Source organism: Thermococcus sp. LS2, from assembly GCF_012027375.1.
In the GTDB taxonomy this organism is placed as follows: Archaea; Methanobacteriota_B; Thermococci; order Thermococcales; family Thermococcaceae; genus Thermococcus_B.
In genome coordinates, this window is the sequence record NZ_SNUI01000003.1 from 221,212 (window position 1) to 238,571 (window position 17,360).

General features: G+C 40.5%; 18 protein-coding genes and 1 pseudogene. 7 read left to right on the forward strand and 12 right to left on the reverse strand.

The features are described from left to right. Positions 1-10: 10 nt before the first annotated feature. From E3E24_RS05880 to E3E24_RS05890, 3 genes are all read right to left on the reverse strand, one after another. Positions 11-643, reverse strand: coding sequence for a Ribonuclease P protein component 3 (locus E3E24_RS05880; RefSeq protein ID WP_167885310.1), 633 nt, complete (start codon positions 641-643; stop codon positions 11-13). Continuing rightward, a complete protein-coding gene (locus E3E24_RS05885) occupies positions 640-1,095 on the reverse strand; it encodes an RNA-binding protein (RefSeq protein ID WP_167885309.1) in 456 nt (151 codons plus the stop codon). The genes E3E24_RS05880 and E3E24_RS05885 overlap by 4 nt, the downstream gene beginning before the upstream one ends. Before the next feature lie 172 nt (positions 1,096-1,267). Beyond that, complete coding sequence (locus E3E24_RS05890) at positions 1,268-1,852, reverse strand: 50S ribosomal protein L15e (RefSeq protein ID WP_167885308.1); 585 nt, start codon at positions 1,850-1,852, stop codon at positions 1,268-1,270. Between the two features lie 317 nt (positions 1,853-2,169). On the opposite strand from E3E24_RS05890, the gene leuS reads away from it, so the two are divergent. The 7 genes from leuS (at position 2,170) to E3E24_RS05925 (ending at position 9,692) form a co-directional block, all read left to right on the forward strand. After that, the gene (gene leuS / locus E3E24_RS05895) at positions 2,170-5,046 is read left to right on the forward strand and encodes a leucine--tRNA ligase (protein ID WP_167885307.1); all 2,877 of its coding nucleotides are present in this window, start codon (positions 2,170-2,172) and stop codon (positions 5,044-5,046) included. Positions 5,047-5,177: 131 nt separating this feature from the next. Further along, positions 5,178-5,330, forward strand: a complete 153-nt coding sequence (locus E3E24_RS05900; protein ID WP_167885306.1) for a hypothetical protein — start codon at positions 5,178-5,180, stop codon at positions 5,328-5,330. A gap of 343 nt (positions 5,331-5,673) precedes the next feature. Beyond that, positions 5,674-6,093, forward strand: coding sequence for a radical SAM protein (locus E3E24_RS13055; protein ID WP_370520466.1), 420 nt, complete (start codon positions 5,674-5,676; stop codon positions 6,091-6,093). 52 nt (positions 6,094-6,145) lie between these two features. Further along, positions 6,146-6,688: an SPASM domain-containing protein gene (locus E3E24_RS05910; protein WP_167885304.1), complete on the forward strand. Its 543-nt coding sequence runs from the start codon at positions 6,146-6,148 to the stop codon at positions 6,686-6,688. Between the two features lie 76 nt (positions 6,689-6,764). Next, the gene (locus tag E3E24_RS05915; protein WP_167885303.1) at positions 6,765-7,505 is read left to right on the forward strand and encodes an ABC transporter ATP-binding protein; all 741 of its coding nucleotides are present in this window, start codon (positions 6,765-6,767) and stop codon (positions 7,503-7,505) included. Beyond that, on the forward strand, positions 7,465-8,223 hold the full coding sequence (locus E3E24_RS05920) for an ABC transporter permease (protein WP_167885302.1): 759 nt from the start codon (positions 7,465-7,467) through the stop codon (positions 8,221-8,223). Before E3E24_RS05915 ends, E3E24_RS05920 begins: the two co-directional genes overlap by 41 nt. Before the next feature lie 107 nt (positions 8,224-8,330). Beyond that, on the forward strand, positions 8,331-9,692 hold the full coding sequence (locus E3E24_RS05925; RefSeq protein ID WP_167885301.1) for an ATP-binding protein: 1,362 nt from the start codon (positions 8,331-8,333) through the stop codon (positions 9,690-9,692). On the opposite strand, the gene E3E24_RS12860 is transcribed toward E3E24_RS05925, so the two are convergent. The 9 genes and pseudogenes from E3E24_RS12860 to E3E24_RS05965 form a co-directional block, all read right to left on the reverse strand. Next, positions 9,679-9,867: a hypothetical protein gene (locus tag E3E24_RS12860; RefSeq protein ID WP_240912109.1), complete on the reverse strand. Its 189-nt coding sequence runs from the start codon at positions 9,865-9,867 to the stop codon at positions 9,679-9,681. The genes E3E24_RS05925 and E3E24_RS12860 overlap by 14 nt on opposite strands. Before the next feature lie 21 nt (positions 9,868-9,888). After that, positions 9,889-9,990: pseudogene (locus tag E3E24_RS13060) on the reverse strand (DUF3267 domain-containing protein); the annotation flags it as partial. Further along, positions 9,978-10,211 carry a hypothetical protein gene (locus E3E24_RS05935; RefSeq protein WP_167885300.1) on the reverse strand — a complete coding sequence of 78 codons (234 nt, stop codon included), beginning with the start codon at positions 10,209-10,211 and terminating at the stop codon, positions 9,978-9,980. The gene E3E24_RS05935 and the pseudogene E3E24_RS13060, both read right to left, overlap by 13 nt. Before the next feature lie 90 nt (positions 10,212-10,301). Further along, entirely contained in the window at positions 10,302-11,330 is a 1,029-nt protein-coding gene (locus tag E3E24_RS05940; protein ID WP_167885299.1) for a polyprenyl synthetase family protein, read from the reverse strand. 4 nt (positions 11,331-11,334) lie between these two features. Then, positions 11,335-12,660, reverse strand: a complete 1,326-nt coding sequence (locus E3E24_RS05945; RefSeq protein ID WP_167885298.1) for an RNase J family beta-CASP ribonuclease — start codon at positions 12,658-12,660, stop codon at positions 11,335-11,337. A 187-nt stretch (positions 12,661-12,847) separates the two neighbouring features. Beyond that, entirely contained in the window at positions 12,848-14,215 is a 1,368-nt protein-coding gene (locus E3E24_RS05950; RefSeq protein ID WP_167885297.1) for a hypothetical protein, read from the reverse strand. A gap of 170 nt (positions 14,216-14,385) precedes the next feature. After that, on the reverse strand, positions 14,386-15,507 hold the full coding sequence (gene fni / locus E3E24_RS05955; RefSeq protein WP_167885296.1) for a type 2 isopentenyl-diphosphate Delta-isomerase: 1,122 nt from the start codon (positions 15,505-15,507) through the stop codon (positions 14,386-14,388). Between the two features lie 35 nt (positions 15,508-15,542). Continuing rightward, complete coding sequence (locus tag E3E24_RS05960) at positions 15,543-16,343, reverse strand: isopentenyl phosphate kinase (protein WP_167885295.1); 801 nt, start codon at positions 16,341-16,343, stop codon at positions 15,543-15,545. Continuing rightward, on the reverse strand, positions 16,340-17,341 hold the full coding sequence (locus tag E3E24_RS05965) for a mevalonate kinase (protein WP_167885294.1): 1,002 nt from the start codon (positions 17,339-17,341) through the stop codon (positions 16,340-16,342). Before E3E24_RS05965 ends, E3E24_RS05960 begins: the two co-directional genes overlap by 4 nt. Between the last annotated feature and the right edge of the window lie 19 nt (positions 17,342-17,360).

Consider the following 17,360-nt stretch of genomic DNA (forward strand, 5'->3'; position numbering starts at 1 on the left):
CACTTATAATCTATTTTCTCTTTACAATTTTTTCGGGATAAAAACTAACTGAAGCCTTTGCTTGGGGAATCTCCATTCCTAGAGCAATTCCTAAACTCATTAAATCTCTCGGAGCCCTAACTTCCCACAAATTTTCAGCTGAAGATGTTAAGAACCTCGGCACTTTGTACTTCTCAACGAGCTGCCAGTTCTTCATCATGAACTTCAAAATGTTGGCTCTCTCATATGGGTTTGCCCTCAAAAGCTGAGATATAGAAAAGCCAATCGCAACATCATTCTTTGCGGCAATTTTTGCAAGAACATGATCAAATCCGTTATCTTTCCTTCCAAATTCTGGACTTATGAGAGCATCAACACCAACTTCAAGAGCAAAGCGGTTAATCTTCATATTGCCTCCTTGAACGTAGAGGAGAGCTTTGAGGTTTCTGTTTTTGATTTCTCTAATTAGTGAGGGCTTGTTCGTAATCACGAGGAGGGCAACTTTTCCGTACTTTTCTCTGAGCTCTTTGATTTCCTCCTTCAGCTTTTCATAATCTAGGTTACCATTTAATGCAAGCTTTTTTGTAAAGACAACTTCATCATACCACTCCTCAGCTAATTCGTAAGCTTTCTCATCTCTGATATCTAGCTCAACCCACTTCATTCGCTCAGCCACTCCTTAACTGATTTTACAACGCTTTCTTTCTTCATTGGGAATGCCTTAACCTTAATTCTTACATGGATAACATCTTCACCCTCAGTAACTTTAACTTCTCCTAAGTATGCTCTCTGCTTGTCAAAGCGAATGTAGAAGGTTCCAGTCTCGTCAACTTTTTCCTCAGCATGCTCAATGAGGTAAGCTTTATCTTCCTCACTAAGCAGAGCTTTGAGGTTCTCAAGGAATTTTCTTACGTTTTTGCTCCTCTTAATCTCTGCGTCCATGACAAGGATTGGGTTTCCAAAGTAACCTTCTGTCTCAATTATCTCAAAGTCAACATCTTGAGGTGACAAATCCTCTGGAAATAGAGTCTCCAACGCCTCCAGCACCTTTTCGGGGTCTTCAGTTGCATGAATGAACGTCCTAATCTTTACACTATGAGCTTGAAGCTTTGCCATAGCTCTCACCTCAAACATTTTTCACTCTCTCATTTTAAAATATATCGCTCATGAAATTTAAGCATTTCCCTCAAAATCGTCAAATTCACGAATTTGAACCAATTAAAGGAAAATTATCAGAAATTTACACCAAAAAGGGTTAATCCAAGTAAAAGAGAATAAGAAAAGCAAATCACTTACCTTTACCCTTGTTTGCTCTAATGCTTGGTCTAATCTTCTCAGCACCCTTACCCTTGTTTCTAAGTCCTCTTGACTTCTTACCTGCACTTGTGAGACCTCTAAAGACTCTACCCTTGTGAACCTTCATTGCAATCCAAGCTATCTTAGGATCGGACTTGATGACTGGGTGGTGTGGGTCAACCATTATAACCTCAAACCACTTATACATTCCATCCTCGCCAACCCAGTAGGAGTTGAGCACTTCAAGGTTGGGGAACTTTCTCGCAGCTTTTTCCTCAGCAATCCACTGCAAAGACTTCTTTGGTGAGTACTTGACCATACCCATCTTTGAGGGCTTTCTACCGCCCCTCCACCTGGGCCTCTTTCTTCCTCCTCTCCTAACTCTAACCCTAACGATTACATAACCCTGCTTTGCCTGATAGCCTAAGCTCCTTGCTCTGTCAAGTCTTGTTGGTCTCTCAATCCTAACAACGCTTGGCTCCCTTCTCCACTTAATCATTCTAACCTTCAAAAGCTGTCCAACATAGCTCTTCTTTGGGCTCTTCCAAGCTTCCCTAATGTATTTGTACATTCCCATTCTTTCCACCTCGCTTTCGCTGTTTGTGGTTCTCCGCAGAGCGGAACATCCCGCGGGTTCCCCCGCCTAGTCGAGGTGAGTTTAGAGTTTGAGTTTTTAAAAGTTGCGATTCTCCCTATCCAAATCCCAAAGATACTCAGACAACCACAACTTTTAAATACTCCAATTCCAAATCTATGGCGATGCCAATGAGGGGGGAGTATCTTCTCAACTATCAAGGCTGAGTATTTCTTCGATAATCCCCCTATTTGGCATTCTCAAAAATTCTCCGTGCATGCTCTTTTTGCTGTTCAAACAACCATTAGGGAGGTCAGACTATGGTAGATTTTAGGGCTATTGAGGAGAAGTGGCAGAAGAAGTGGAACGAAGAGAAAATCTTTGAGCCAAAGATAGATAGAAATAAGCCAAAGTTCTACATCACAGTTGCTTTCCCATACCTATCAGGGCATCTGCACGTTGGACACGCAAGGACGTACACAATCCCAGATGTTATAGCGAGATTCAAGAGAATGCAGGGTTACAATGTTTTGTTCCCAATGGCATGGCACATCACAGGTTCACCAATAGTTGGAATTGCCGAAAGAATAAAGCACCGCGATCCTCAGACGATTTTTGTTTACAGAGATGTTTACAAAGTGCCGGAAGATATTCTGTGGACGTTTGAGGATCCAATAAACATCGTCAAATACTTCATGAAAGCAGCAAAGGAGACATTCATTAGAGCTGGATTCAGCGTTGACTGGAGCAGAGAGTTTCACACAACTTCACTGCATCCGCAGTTTAATGCTTTCATAACTTGGCAGTTCTTGAGGCTGAAAGAGAAAGGGCTGATAGTTAAAGGAGCACACAGAGTTAGATGGGATCCAGTTGTTGGAACACCTCTCGGCGACCATGATTTGATGGATGGAGAAGATGTTCCAATTTTGGAGTACATCTTAATTAAGTTCATCTTAGAGGAGGATGGTGAGATTATTTACTTGCCAGCAGCAACGCTGAGACCAGAGACAGTTTACGGAGTAACTAACATGTGGCTGAACCCCAATGCTACATACGTCAAAGCTAAAGTGATATACAAAGGAAAAGAGGAAATATGGGTAGTCAGCAAAGAGGCAGCCTATAAGCTGAGCTTCCAAGATAAGGAGATTGAAGTATTGGAGGAGTTCAAGGGAGAGAAGCTGATAGGCAAGTGGGTTAAGAATCCCGTTACTGGAGATGAGATAATAATTCTGCCAGCAGATTTCGTTGACCCAGACAACGCAACCGGTGTTGTTATGAGCGTTCCAGCGCATGCACCATTTGACCATGCCGCTCTGGAAGATTTGAAGAGAAACACAGACATTTTGCTGAAGTATGATATTGATCCAAGAATCGTCGAGAACATCACGTACATCTCGCTGATTGAGCTGGAAGGCTACGGCGAGTTCCCAGCAGTTGAAGAGGTTGCAAAGCTAGGAGTGAAGAGCCAAGAGGACAAAGAAAAGCTGGAGCAGGCAACAAAGACAATATACAAGGCTGAATACCATAAGGGCATCTTCAAGATTGAGCCGTACAAGGGCATTCCAGTGAGCAAAGTTAAGGACATAATTGCTGAAGACATGAAGAAGAAAGGAATCGCCGACATCATGTATGAATTTGCTGAAAAGAATGTCATTTCAAGGTTTGGAAACAGGGCTGTGATTAAGATAATCCACGACCAGTGGTTCATTGACTACGGAAACCCAGAGTGGAAAGCTAAGGCTTTTGAGTGCTTGGAGCAGATGAAAATAATCCCAGAGTCAAGGAGAGCCCAATTCAAAGCTGTATTTGACTGGCTGGACAAGAAAGCATGTGCAAGAAAGATTGGACTGGGAACTCCGCTACCTTGGGACCCAGAATGGGTGATTGAGAGCTTGAGCGATTCAACGATTTACATGGCTTACTACACAATCTCAAGAGCGATTAACAAGTACGGCATTAGAGGGGAGCAACTGATTCCAGAGCTGTTCGATTACATATTCCTAGATGAGAGGAGCGAGGAGAAAGAGAAAGAGCTGAGCAAAAAGACTGGAATTCCAGCTGAAGTTATCAGAGAGATGAAAGAGGAGTTTGAATACTGGTATCCACTGGACTGGAGATGCTCTGCTAAAGACCTAATCCCAAACCACCTAACGTTCTTTGTCTTCAATCATGTAGCACTGTTCAGAAGGGAGCACTGGCCGAAGGGAATAGCCGTCAATGGCTACGGAACGCTGGAAGGTAAGAAGATGAGCAAGAGCAAAGGAAACGTACTGAACTTCATTGACGCGATAAACGAGAACGGAGCCGATGTCGTGAGGCTGTACATAATGAGCTTAGCTGAGCATGACAGCGACTTTGACTGGAGGAACAAAGAAGTATCAAAGCTGAGAGGACAGTTAGAGAGGTTCTATGAGCTGATAAGCGAATTTGCTGAATATGAGGCAAAGCCAGCTGAGTTGAAAGACATTGACAAATGGATGCTACACAGATTGAACAAAGCGATTGAGGGAGCAACTAAAGCCTTGGAAGAGTTTAGGACGAGGACTGCTGTCCAGTGGGCATTCTACAGCATATTGAACGACTTGAGATGGTACATGAGGAGGACTGAAGGCAGAGACGACGAAGCAAAGCGCTATGTCTTGAGGACACTGGCGAATATATGGGTTCGCTTGATGGCACCGTTTACACCACATATCTGTGAGGAGCTGTGGGAAAAGCTAGGCGGAGAGGGATTTGTCAGCTTGGCTAAGTGGCCTGAGCCAAATCCAGAGTGGTGGAACGAGGCAATAGAGCTGGAAGAGGATTACATTAAGTCGCTGATTGAGGACATTAAGGAAATTATAAAGGTTGCAAAGCTGGAGGATGCAAAGAAAGCCTATATCTATACAGCTCCAGAGTGGAAGTGGAAAGTTGCTGAGATTGTTGCAGAGAAGAGAGACTTTAAGGCTGTGATGAGCGAAGTCATGAAAGATCCAGAGATGAGAAAGAAGGGCAAAGAAGTGGCAAACCTAGTGAACAAGCTGATAAAAGAGAGAGCTTTTGACATAAAGCGCATTGATGAGGAGAAAGCCTTGAGAGAAGCAAAAGACTTCATTGAGAAGGAGCTTGGCTTGGAGATTGTAATTAATCCAGAGGAGGACAAAGGCGGAAAGAAGAAGCAAGCAATGCCGATGAAGCCTGCGGTGTTTATTGAGTGAGCTTTGCTTTTATTCCCTTTTTATCATTACTAGTTTTTGAGTTTGGTAGATTGTATATCTAACTTTTTGTTTTAAACTTATAGTTATAGAAAAAATAAACAAAGAGTTATAGTAATATTTTGGTGATAATGATGAATAGGAAAAGGAGTTCTCAACATTTAAAAAAGTTTAGTTGTGTGATAAATACAAAAGGTTTCCATGCTGGAGAAGATAAATATATCGGAATTTCAGTATATCATAAAGAGTTCATAGATGAGATAAATAAGTTAGCCAATAACGTTTAATTTCAAATTTTTAATATTTTTCCCTTAGGGTGAGCAGAATGGTCTATATATCTCTTCTTAGACCATTACGCCTTCATGAATATAGGGGCAAGTATTATTTCGTCGAACCCTATTACCAAAATGATTATTATTTCGGTGATTCGGTGATTCTATTTTCAAAGAAATTGTACTGAGAATTTCAAAAGAGAAGCTAACATTTGATCAAATATGTGAAGAAATATCCAATGACATGGGGGTACCACAAGAAGATGTTGCTAAAACAATACTAGAAATGCATAACCTAGGGATAATTACTTTCAGCGATACATACGAGAGCAAATCTGTAGAAATTTATCCATTTAGTATGTGTAGCAGAGCCCTTCTAACTTTGACTCATAGATGTAACTTCCAATGTAAACATTGTCTTCAAGGTAATAATAAGTGGAGCCCACAAATTAAAGAACTAACAGCCAAGGAATGGATGAACATAATTGATCAACTCTCAGAATATGGAGCAAGTTATTTATTCTTCACAGGGGGAGAACCTTTTCTAAGAAGGGACACTCTCCAACTACTTCAGTATGCAGGTGAATATGCATTTCCACTACGAGTTTATACAAATGCCACACTTCTAACCCCGGAGATAATTAAAAAATATCTAAAATTGATAATCTTATTGTCCAAGTCTCATTACATGGCATTAGCGAGCAGGATGTTGATCCCTTTGTTGGTGTTCCTGGCGCATATAAAAAATTATTACCTCAATCAAAACATTAACCGATAATGGTGTAAACGTAGCTGTTGCTAGTTCTTTGAGAGGACATCTAATAGGAAGAATGGAAGATTTTGTTGACCTTTTGCTTGATCTAAATGTCTCTATGTGGATTCCAACTTTAATAATGCCAGTTGGATGTGGATTTATAAATTGGAAAGAGTTTAGACCAACTATACAAGAAATTCGAGAGTTTCTTGAGAATTTATTGCGATTAATGTCCATATACAACAAAGAAAATTCAGGATTTCGTATTATTGGCTCATTTAACATAGAACTACTCCAAGATAATAAAGAATTTGAAAAATTCTCATTTCAGTGTGTACCCTACATTGCTTATATAAATATTGAACCTGATGGAACAATTACTCCATGTGATAGAATGACAGAATGGAAATTAGGCTCTCTAAAAGAAAAGTCACTAAAAGAACTCTTGTCAGATTCAAGGGATATACGTAGAGATTGGAAAGACATATACGGAAAATTAAAATCATTAGACATACTCCAAAAATGCAAATCTTGTAAGTATTATGCCTTATGTGGTGGTGTTTGCCCCGGAATAGCCTTCAGAAGTTATGAACTAGGAGAAGAGTATCCTGCCCGATAGTATGTAGAATATTCAACGAAGCTATGGACATTATCTTGAAATATTCAAGCTACTTAAATTAATCAAGGGATAAACCATGAAGGTCATTTCAGTCTCAAATTTATGGAAAAAGTTTAGCAGTACATGGGTGCTTAAAGGAATAAGCTTTGATGTTAAAAAAGAGATATTTGGATTTATAGGGCCCAATGGTGCTGGTAAAACAACTACAGTGAGAATAATTCTTGGTATCTTAAGGGCAGACAAAGGCTCCGTTAAAATCTTCGGGAAAAGTCCAAAAGAGCTTTCAAGAGAGGAAAGAAAAAGCATTGGTTATGTTCAGCAACGAATTAGCTTTGAACCTTATCTCTCAGTGTTTGAAAATATCTGGCTTTACGGATACCTAAGAGGGTTAAGCAAAGAGGAAGCCAAAGAAAGAGCCTCAAAACTTATTAATGAATTCGATTTAAAGCCAAACAAAAAAGCTATTGAACTATCAATTGGACAAAGAAGAAGACTCCAAATAGCCAGGGAATTAGTACATAAACCAACGTTATTGTTTCTTGATGAGCCTACAGTTGGCTTAGATGTTGAATCGAGGTATAAGGTCATCGAAGTTATAAGGAATATGAAAATCCCCGTATTCTTTACAACTCACAATATGTGGGAAGCAGAAAGACTATGCGACAGAATCGCAATTATAAATAAGGGACGAATATTAACAATTGACTCTCCAAAGTCTCTAATTAGGAAAACCAACTCAGCCAACTTAGAAGAGGCATATCTTAAGGTGATTAAAAATGAGACGCCTGATATATCGGAATCTAAGAACGACCTATGACCTGAGGCCTCACCTGTTTTTTAGCTTACTCCTTCCAACGCTCATTTACATTTTCATAATTTCATTGGCATACAACAAAATTGTAAAACCTATACCGATGTATGACAGATATTTAAGCTATTCCGCCTTTTTTGTACCTGCTGCCATTTTGATAAATACTCTGCAGCTTTCGATATTATGCGGGTCAATGCTCTGGACAGATAAATACAATGGAATGTTAGAGCAAATTTTGAGCTTTTCCTCAAGAGCTGAATATTTCCTCTCAAGGGTGCTCTCAATTGTTATAATCTCGTCATCAACTGCCATAACCTTAGGGCTGCTTTCTACTACAATAATAAAAGATGAAGTGAGCCTTTCATATGCCACCCCATTCCTGTTTCTTTATGCTGTTGTGATGAGTTCAATAATATTTGCATCACTGTCATTCTGTGTCAGTGCAGTTGTAAAGACTCCAGACAAGCTAACAATGTTCAACAGGATGATAACAACGCCAATAATAGCAATTAGCGGCATATTCTATCCTCCTGAATATCTCCCCCCACTCATCTCAGAAATTGCAAAGTTTAATCCTTTAACATATGCAGCGAACTTAATAAGAGCGTCTCTTCTGGGGATACAAGTAAATACTGCTTTTCAAATAGCTACGCTCACGCTTTTTTCAGGTGCTATGCTAATAATTGCATACATCCTTTTCAGAAAGATGGATGTTGCATACTGATTAAAACATCACGGCACAATCCCAAATCTATATACCGCAAAATCATTATCAACTGTGAAAATCTCTTAGCCGAAACTCTTAAATTTAATAACGTGATATTTAATATCATGATACTAAAATTCATCGACAGAGAAGAAGAACTCAAAGCACTTGAGGAGCTTTACATCCAAAATAAAGCTCACCTTATCCTAATCTATGGACGCAGAAGAATTGGAAAAACTGAACTAATCAAGCAGTTCATAAAAGACAAACCCAGCTTTTATTTCTTAGCGAGAAAAGAGCCAATAGAGCTTGAACTCACTCGCCTAATTCAGAATTTTAACAGAAAGTTCAACGTCTTCATTGAAGCCCGTAGCTTGGAGGAGTTTTTTGAAAAAGTTAAAGATTTTAAAAGGCTTGTTTTTGTTATTGATGAGTTCCCATACTGGGTGGAGGAGGACAAATCTATTCCTTCAGTTTTCCAGTACATATGGGATGAAATTCTAAAGGACTCACGGATTATGCTCATTCTTCTCGGCTCTTCAATTTCCACGATGGAAAGCTTGATGAGCTATAAAAATCCCCTTTACGGAAGGAGAACCGCTCAGCTAAAGCTCTCACCGATTGGATTCTTCCACTTAAAAGAAGCTTTTCCCCGCTACTCATGGGAAGAACTCGTGAAAGTTTACGGATGCATCGATGGAATTCCCGCATATTTTCAGTACTTTAACGACTCGCTGAGCGTTGAAGAAAACATTGAGCGCAATTTTTACAACAAGGTGAGCATCCTTTATGAAGATGCCGAAAGACTCCTGAAAGACGAGCTTAGAGAACCGATAGATTATTTAAACATCTTAAAAGCTATTAATGAAGGAAAAACCAAGCTTACAGAAATAGCTAACGAAACTAAGATAGCAATAACAAACCTGCCAAAATACCTGAAAACACTTGAAACACTCGACTTAATCTACAAAGAGTTTCCGATAACACAAAGAGAGCGCAGAAAGTTTGGGATTTACCGAGTAAAAGACTTTTACTATCGTTTTTGGCTTCGCTTTGTTTATCCCTACAAGGATGACATAGAGATTGGAGCAATAAGTTTTGAGGATTTTAGGGATGAATTCAATAAGTATCTTGGAGAAGTCTTTGAAAGAGTTGCAAGGCAGTTTCTGATTAAACTGAACATTGAAAGTAAGCTCCCCTTCAAGTTCACAAAAATCGGCAGATGGTGGGACAAAGAGAAAGAGATTGACTTGGTGACTATTAATAGCATCACACGCGAAGCGGGCTTCTTTGAGGTCAAATGGAAGGAGCTTTCATACAAAAATGCTATGAAAATCTTAAAAGAACTAAAAGAAAAGCGCAAAAGCGTTAAAATAAGCACAAAAGCAGAACATTACGGATTGATTGCAAAACATGTTGATAGGAAAGAAGAACTTAGAGAGAAAGGCTATTTGGTGTTCGACCTTGGTGACTTCACTTCCCCATAACAACCTCAACCCTAAAGTTCAAAATGATACAAAGCAGCAAAGCTAAAGCAAGGATCTTGATCATTATGGAAGTTCTCCTCGAAATCCTCGGAAATTCATGAGTAGCTTTTGTAACAGTTCCTTCATCCACAATCAAAGCACCATCAGACATTCTGCCGATGATTATCAAGGCCAACAAATCCCCCGCTAAGCCAGAAGTGTTGAATATAAAAACAACTCCCCACCATAGACTTTTCAAAGCAAAGGCGAGGACAAAAGCGACAGCAGACAATAAAACAGGGGCAATTATAATGTAAATCCACTCTCTCTCTTTCTTAGAGGAGTCCTTATACCTGTGTAGGGAGCTAAATTCACTTTTCCAAAAACTGAAATTCCAAACTCAACTTTAGCCCCAAAGAGCTTTGCAGCTGCAGCATGAAGCACCTCATGAGCAACGACGACAAAAATCAATGGAAGGATTAGATAACACAAGATATTCCACAGAGATGCAAAGTTAATCTCAAATTCTAATGGACTCAAAAACTAAACCAGATAAAACAAATAAAATGAAAGCCAGCGAAATTATTTCTCCCTCGTAATTATTCAAGCGGAGGGAGTAAGGAAAATCCACTAATACTCCCTCTCCACGATGAAATCAGCCAATAACTCAAGATTTCTCCTTGCTTCACTTTCTGGAAGAACTTTCAAGGCCTCTTTAGCTTCCTTTACTAGGTCTTTGGCAAATCTTGCAGCATATTCAATGCTTCCATACTTCTTGAGCAGCTCAATTGCTTTTGCAACCTCCTCTCTAATGTCTTCTTCAATTATGCCCTTGCCCTTAACATCTCCAGCATATTTGCCGAACACCTTCAAGAATTCAGCTTTATCCTCTTCGCTCGCATGCTGGAAGAAGTGAGCAACTATAAGCGTCTTCTTGCCTTTCCTTATGTCACTCCCAACTGGCTTTCCAAGTTTTTCCTCATCGGCAATTAAGTCAAGGACATCATCCCAAACTTGAAATGCCAGCCCAACGTTTCTTCCATACTTTGAAAGTGCTTGTATATACTCTTGGTTGTCTGTTCCAATTATACCCCCAATCTTTGCAGAAGCGTCAAAGAGGGCCGCAGTTTTACCGTCAATCATCTTTAGATACTCGTCAATTGTGACTGCGTCTCTTGTCTCAAATTCAAGGTCAAGAGCTTGACCTTCACATATCTCAATACCTGCCCTCGCTATTGCTCTGACGATTTCAACGATCTTTTCTGCACTGACTGGAGCTTTTGTTGCCGCATCAAAGACAACAGAGTACATTAAATCCCCAGCGAGGATTGCCATGTTGATGCCCCACACTTTGTGGACCGTTGCTCTTCCTCTTCTTGTCTCGTCCATATCCATGATGTCATCGTGAATTAACGTATAAGTGTGGAGAATCTCTATTGCTGCAGCTGGGTAAAGGGCTTTCTTCCAGTCCCCACCAACAGCCTCTGTAGCAGTGAGAACGACAAAAGGTCTGACTCTCTTTCCTCCAGCTAGGGGATAGTGTCTTGTTGCTGCATACAGCTCTTTCGGCTCCTTTTCAGGCAAAAGCTCAAAGATGACATCATCAACAACTTTTGCTTTCTCTTTTATTGATTTGAAGAGTGCATCAAACTTGCTCATGTTATCACCTCGCAATTTCAACCTTGTATCCATTTCTCGAGACAAACACATCTCTACCAATTAAATATCCTTCCTCTTCTGCGAGTTCAGCATAATGAGTGAGCATTCTAAAGTCCCCGTGAGCTGGTACAATGTTTTCTGGATTGAGCATCTTAATCAGATAGCGATGGTCTTCTCTTGAAGCATGACCTGAAACATGTAAGTTCTTAATTATTCTAACACCTCTCATTCTAAGCTTTATTTCCAGAGCATATCTCTGGGCTATGTTCAAAGGATTTGGTATCACTCCAGCAGAGAAAACAACAGTGTCATCCTTACCCAAATCGTAAAGCTCTCCATTTGCCATCCTTGTTAAAACCGCCCCAGGCTCACCTTGATGACCCGTGACTATTAAGAGGTAGTTCTCCCTTGCCTGTGAAATCTCTTTGAGGGCTTTTTGAACTGCATTGGGACTCCTGAGAACCCTTGAACCTTTCATCTTTATCAATCCCAATTGTTTAGCTATGCCTGTGTATTTTGCTAAGGAGCGACCGACCAAAATAGCCTGCCTTCCCATGTTGTTGGCTATCTCTATAAGCTCTTGGAGGCGAGCGATGTGCGAGGCAAATGTCGTGGCTATCAAACCTTTCTCTTCCATACCATCGTAATAGAAGAAATCCTCAAGGAGCATCTTTGCAACCGCTTCACTTGGCGTCTTTGTTTCTTCGGCAACCCTTGTAGATTCTGCTATTAAAATTTTGACTCCTTCCTTACCGATTTCCTTGAGCCTCTTGTAGTCTGGCTTTTCTCCAAGAGGGCTGTTATTGTCAAATTTGTAGTCGCATGCATAGACCACAGCGCCCTCTGGGGTGTGAACAACGACTATCGAAGATTGGGGAATTGAATGAGTTATCTGAACAAATTCAATTGCCAGATTTTCACTAACTTGAACAATTTCACCATATTGAGTCTCATACATTGGGTTTTTAACTTCAAAATACTGTTCGCTCTTGACTTCGCTCTTTGCAAGCTTTATTGTGTATGGGGTTCCGTAAATCGGAACGTCTGGATAATGAGGAGCCAACTTTGCTACCGCACCGATATGGTCAAGATGACCGTGAGAAAAAGCTATTGCAACGACTTTTTTATTCCTAATTGGAGTGTCATCTGGAATTGCACCTATCTTTCTCAGCTCTTTTGAGGGCATCTTCTGAAACTCAACATCTTCATGGATGAGAACCCTATCCAAGCGAATGCCCATGTCTATTATCACAACTTCCCCATTGTATTCAATGGCTGTCATGTTTTTACCTACTTCTTCATAACCGCCTAGGGTGTAAATATTTATCATTTCTTTTCCTCCCGTGTTTGACCTCTAAGCTCTCACGAGCATAAGGTCAAGCTAAGTAATAATTGAAGGTAGGGTTTAAAAAGATGTGTATTTGGTAATGACCGGTAACCTTGGTTAAAGAATAGTGATGTCAGACAGATTTGAATGTACGTGTACGGAGGGTTAAAAATAAAAAGTTAAGAAATCATCAAGAAACTTCAACATACAAACCAACCGGAACGTTAACATCCTCGTAGATGGTGCCCCACCAGTGATGAACTGGAATTCTGACCTTATAGCTGCTCTCCATGGCATAGAATGTTACAGTGCTCTGTGGTCCTTTATTCTTTAAATGACCTAACATTACGTAGCTTGCATAGTCACTTTCACTGAATCCAACAATTAAGGTGTCAAACCATTCTGGCAAAGCTCCCCCAGCAAAGTACTTAAGTATCGCTCCCACCGGAACCCCAACACCAAAGCTATGTCCATCAGTTCCGGCGTAGATGGTTCCGTAAAATTCTGATATAGATACTGGATCCTCAACACCGCCATTGATGCCTCCCGATCTCCTCATCCAGCTGCTGGGAAAATTATAAGGCGGTCTCCCAAGAGTTGCCCCACTCTTTATGTGTTTAACAATTCCGTATCTATCAATAATAGAACTGTCAATTTTTGCAAAGTATCTCTCATTTCCTGTGGGATAGCACCATGCTGTGCAGATGTATTCTTTCTGATAAATGTAATGGACCGTTCCTTTAATCCAAACGTAGCCCCAAGAATACTCCTTGGGAACGGTAATATCATCTCCTCCAGCATAATAGTCAGTTATTGATCTTCCAAGAACTTTGACTGTTATTGAGCTAGGATCAAAGCTTACTTTCTTAGAGATCTGGTCGCCAAAAGCTACCGTAACATCTGGTCCCCAGTATTTGTGAACTTGAACCGCAATATCAACAGTTGCAAATACATCACTCCAAGCTTTGTTGTGTATTATCAAAACGGGTATTCTAACATTAGCATAAGATTTTTGTCTTTCAGTTTTCCAGATGTAATAAACATCATGAGCCAAAGGCTCTGTTTTTGATGTTTTCAAATTAAGAGCTTTCAAATCTTTAATTTTTGCCTCTTTAAAGTTGAATTTCAACTCAAAATTTTCTGCAAATGTGTTTTTGTTTATTCCAACTTCGATGCTTTCTGGTGGAAACGTATAAAGCTTTCCATCCTTAACAATCCACACGTCAATCCCAATGAATGCCGTTTTTGAGCCAATCTTTCTTGCAATGCTCTTTGGTGTATCGAGAGTGGAGATTTTTATAATATTATTTGTGAACAGGAAGTTTTTGCTCAACGTTCCCTCCTGGAGAACTTTGATATCTCCATTCTCATCAAAAGTCCAGACTGAATAGTAAACTTTGCCATGGTCTGTTAGAGCTTTTCCATCCTCATCTATCAGAGTAACTTTAGCACCACCAATAGGAGTTGCTTGAATATATCCCATTGCCCCAACTATCAATAACCCCAACAAAATTCCAAACAGTTTTTTCATACTTTCATCCTCCACTAAATATTGCAATAATAATTATGACTTTATGATTTATAAATTTTTTCTTTTATTGAAAGTAAATTTTTTACCTAATTTTTTGTTAGTGAGATTTTTTAAGCTATAGTTTTATCAGCTCTACTAATCAAAAGAAACTTAAGTAAAAGACTGAACAAAAATGAACATTTAAAAAGCAGAAAAAGCTAAGCTTTTCTCCTCCTTACTCTGAGAAACTCAGCTAGATCAATTCTCTGCTCCAACCACTCCCTTGCAAAGCCCGTAATCACCAGTGGGACTTTCCTAAGCTCTTCCACATTTCTCGCTCCAACAAGAAACATAGCATTTCTGAGCTCATCAATATATCTCTGGAGAATCTTAATTACTCCCTCAACATCTCCCCTAACTGCTGGTTTCAGCAGAGGCAAAGCAACTCCAGCTAAGTTCGCTCCAAGAGCTAAAGCTTTTGCAATCATTATACCGTCTCTAATTCCGCCAGTTGCTATTATCGGCAAGTCAGTTGCATATCTAACTTCCACAACACTAATTGCTGTGGGAATTCCCCAGTCCCAGAACTTTAAGGCCAGATTTCTGCTCCTTTCGTCTTTTGCCCTGTAGTACTCAACGCCGCTCCAGCTCGTGCCTCCAAGACCGCCAACGTCAATGGCATCAATTCCAATGCTCTCAAGCTTTATTGCAACTTCCATTGAAACCCCAGCACCTGTTTCTTTAGCTATTATTGGGTATGGGAGCTCGCTCTTAAGTTCAGCTAACGCTTTAAGAACTCCCCTGTATTGCGTATCTCCTTCAGGCTGAACGCTCTCTTGGAGAGGATTCATGTGGATAGCTAAAGCATCGGCTTGAATTGTCTCGACAGCTTTTAGTGCTTCTTCAATACCATAGCGATTTGGCATAGTCTCAGCAAATTGAGGTGCGCCTAAGTTCCCGATGAGAAAAATATCCGGTGCAACATCCCTAACGTAGTAGCTTTCCCAAGTTTCTGGCTTTCTAATCATTGCCCTCTGACTTCCAACTCCCATAGGGATGTTCAGCTCTTGAGCAGCTTTAGCTAGGGTTTTGTTTATCTTTCCAGCAAGCTGAGAGCCTCTTGTTCCGCCTGTCATTCCAGCAATCATTATCGGGTAGTCAAATTTCCTTCCAAGAAACTCAACGCTCAAATCAATCTCATCTTTATCTATTTCTGGGAGAGAAGTGTGGACAAAGTGAATGTTCTCAAATTGATTAGTTACATGAGCCTCAACTTGCCGCTTTAAACAGTGCTCGATATGCTCAAACTTCCTGATTATCGTGAGCTCCTCCTTATCCATGAAAGCACCTCCTAAATGAAAAGTGAAAGAATAGGTTAAGAGATTTTTGGATGCTCAAGTTTTCTAAGCTTTGTGCCGACTCTTTGACCTTTGATAGCCTTACTGAGATTCCCCCTAACTTTCCCGTTTATGAAATAAACTTCACTGTGCTTTGCTATTTTTAAAGCCTCCCTCAGCTTGTTTCCAATTCCTCCAGTTACATCAATTCCAGCTGACTCTGAACTTTCCAGCAAATGTCTAATTTCTTCAGCATTGAGCTCTTCAATTAGCTTTGCATCTCTTTCCTTTGGATTCTTGTCATAAATCCCATCAACGTCCATCAAAAAGATCACTTTGCTCGGCTTGAGCATCTTTGTGAGATAGCTTACTATCTGGTCTCCCGAAAGGATGTCTATGCCTTTGTCAAGGGCTATCGCTGTGTCTCCAAACAAAACAGGGATAAATCCAAGCTCAAGGAGCTTTCTCAAAATCTCAAGCTCAGCATAAACTATCTCTTTATTTTCAATTAGAAAGATTGATGATGAAGAAACAGAATAAGCAGGCAAACCCTTCTCTAAGAAAGTTTGAATTATCAAATTATTGAGCTTGAGCATTGCTTGATGAGTCTTTGAGAAGCCAATTCTCTTTCTATCAACATCCCCTCTGAGACCTTCAGTGATTTTGTATTCCTTTGCATTTGGATGCCCAAAGCTTCCACCGCCGTGAACTAGGATGAAGCTCTCATCTGGGTAAAATTGAGCAATTTCTTCAGCTATCTGCTCCACTATGTGCTTGTGGAATGAGTATTCTTTCTCCTTGTCGCTTATTACACTTCCACCAAGCTTGATGAGTATCATTCCTCAACCTCCTCTATTCTAAGACCTTCCCTGCTAATCTTTGTTATCATAGGCATTCCACCGGCAATCTTTATTGCTGTTGCCACTTCACTCTGCTTTCCTGGAGCTAAGGCATACATACATCCTCCCCCACCAGCACCTGTGATTTTAGCGCCCAAAGCACCAGCCTCCCTTGAAGCATACACCAAATCGCTCAAGCTCTTTGTTGAGACTCCGAGGGCGTCAAGCAAGCCATGGTTTATGTTCATGAGCCTTCCAAGGAGCTGGAATTTAAGTTCCTTGTCATAGTCTGCCAGAATCACTTCCCTAGCTTTCTCAACGACTTTGCCCATTGAGTTTAGAATTGGGGTTATAATCTCCGGCATCTCTTCAAAGCTCTTCCTCACTTTTGCAACTAATTCCTTCGTGCTGCCACTTGAACCCGTGTATCCGACAACAATTGGCAGTTCTATTGCTGGCAGCTCCTCAAAATTGCCCTTCTCGTAGTAAAGAAAGCCGCCAATTGCTGAAACTGTCGGATCAATTCCGCTTGAAGCTCCTTGGACTAAAAGCTCTGTCCTATGCCCAAGCTTTGCCACTTCTTCTTTGGTAAGCTCCAAGCCTAAAAGTCTCGAAACTGCACCTATAGTTGCAACAGCGACCGCTGCTGAGGAGCCCAACCCAGCGCCAACTGGGATTTGAGACGTAATTGAAACGGTAACTCCCTTCTTTTGCCCAGCTTCATCCATTACAAGGTTTATTGCCTCCCTTACATAGCTTAAAACCTCTGCAGCTTTTCCGTAATCAGTTTCGAAATAGATTTCCTTGTCAGAAAACGAAACAGTTAAGCCTGGCACTCTAATGTCTTTAGCTTCAATCCTAATCCTCCCGTTCTTGTTGAACTCAGCCCAAACGTATGTCCTCAAATCAATAGCCGCTGCTATGGCAGGCTTCCCATAAACGACGCTGTGTTCACCGAAGAGAATAATTTTAGCTGGAGCTGACGCGAGAACTCTCATTTTTAACCCTCCATTAAAT

Excerpts from the sequence above, each read along its gene's own strand:
- E3E24_RS05880 (WP_167885310.1), bottom strand. The coding sequence starts at position 643 with ATGAAGTGGGTTGAGCTAGATATCAGAGATGAGAAAGCTTACGAATTA.
- E3E24_RS05885 (WP_167885309.1), bottom strand. The coding sequence starts at position 1,095 with ATGGCAAAGCTTCAAGCTCATAGTGTAAAGATTAGGACGTTCATTCAT.
- E3E24_RS05890 (WP_167885308.1), bottom strand. The coding sequence starts at position 1,852 with ATGGGAATGTACAAATACATTAGGGAAGCTTGGAAGAGCCCAAAGAAG.
- leuS (WP_167885307.1), top strand. The coding sequence starts at position 2,170 with ATGGTAGATTTTAGGGCTATTGAGGAGAAGTGGCAGAAGAAGTGGAAC.
- E3E24_RS05900 (WP_167885306.1), top strand. The coding sequence starts at position 5,178 with ATGAATAGGAAAAGGAGTTCTCAACATTTAAAAAAGTTTAGTTGTGTG.
- E3E24_RS13055 (WP_370520466.1), top strand. The coding sequence starts at position 5,674 with ATGTGTAGCAGAGCCCTTCTAACTTTGACTCATAGATGTAACTTCCAA.
- E3E24_RS05910 (WP_167885304.1), top strand. The coding sequence starts at position 6,146 with ATGGAAGATTTTGTTGACCTTTTGCTTGATCTAAATGTCTCTATGTGG.
- E3E24_RS05915 (WP_167885303.1), top strand. The coding sequence starts at position 6,765 with ATGAAGGTCATTTCAGTCTCAAATTTATGGAAAAAGTTTAGCAGTACA.
- E3E24_RS05920 (WP_167885302.1), top strand. The coding sequence starts at position 7,465 with ATGAGACGCCTGATATATCGGAATCTAAGAACGACCTATGACCTGAGG.
- E3E24_RS05925 (WP_167885301.1), top strand. The coding sequence starts at position 8,331 with ATGATACTAAAATTCATCGACAGAGAAGAAGAACTCAAAGCACTTGAG.
- E3E24_RS05940 (WP_167885299.1), bottom strand. The coding sequence starts at position 11,330 with ATGAGCAAGTTTGATGCACTCTTCAAATCAATAAAAGAGAAAGCAAAA.
- E3E24_RS05945 (WP_167885298.1), bottom strand. The coding sequence starts at position 12,660 with ATGATAAATATTTACACCCTAGGCGGTTATGAAGAAGTAGGTAAAAAC.
- fni (WP_167885296.1), bottom strand. The coding sequence starts at position 15,507 with ATGGATAAGGAGGAGCTCACGATAATCAGGAAGTTTGAGCATATCGAG.
- E3E24_RS05960 (WP_167885295.1), bottom strand. The coding sequence starts at position 16,343 with ATGATACTCATCAAGCTTGGTGGAAGTGTAATAAGCGACAAGGAGAAA.
- E3E24_RS05965 (WP_167885294.1), bottom strand. The coding sequence starts at position 17,341 with ATGAGAGTTCTCGCGTCAGCTCCAGCTAAAATTATTCTCTTCGGTGAA.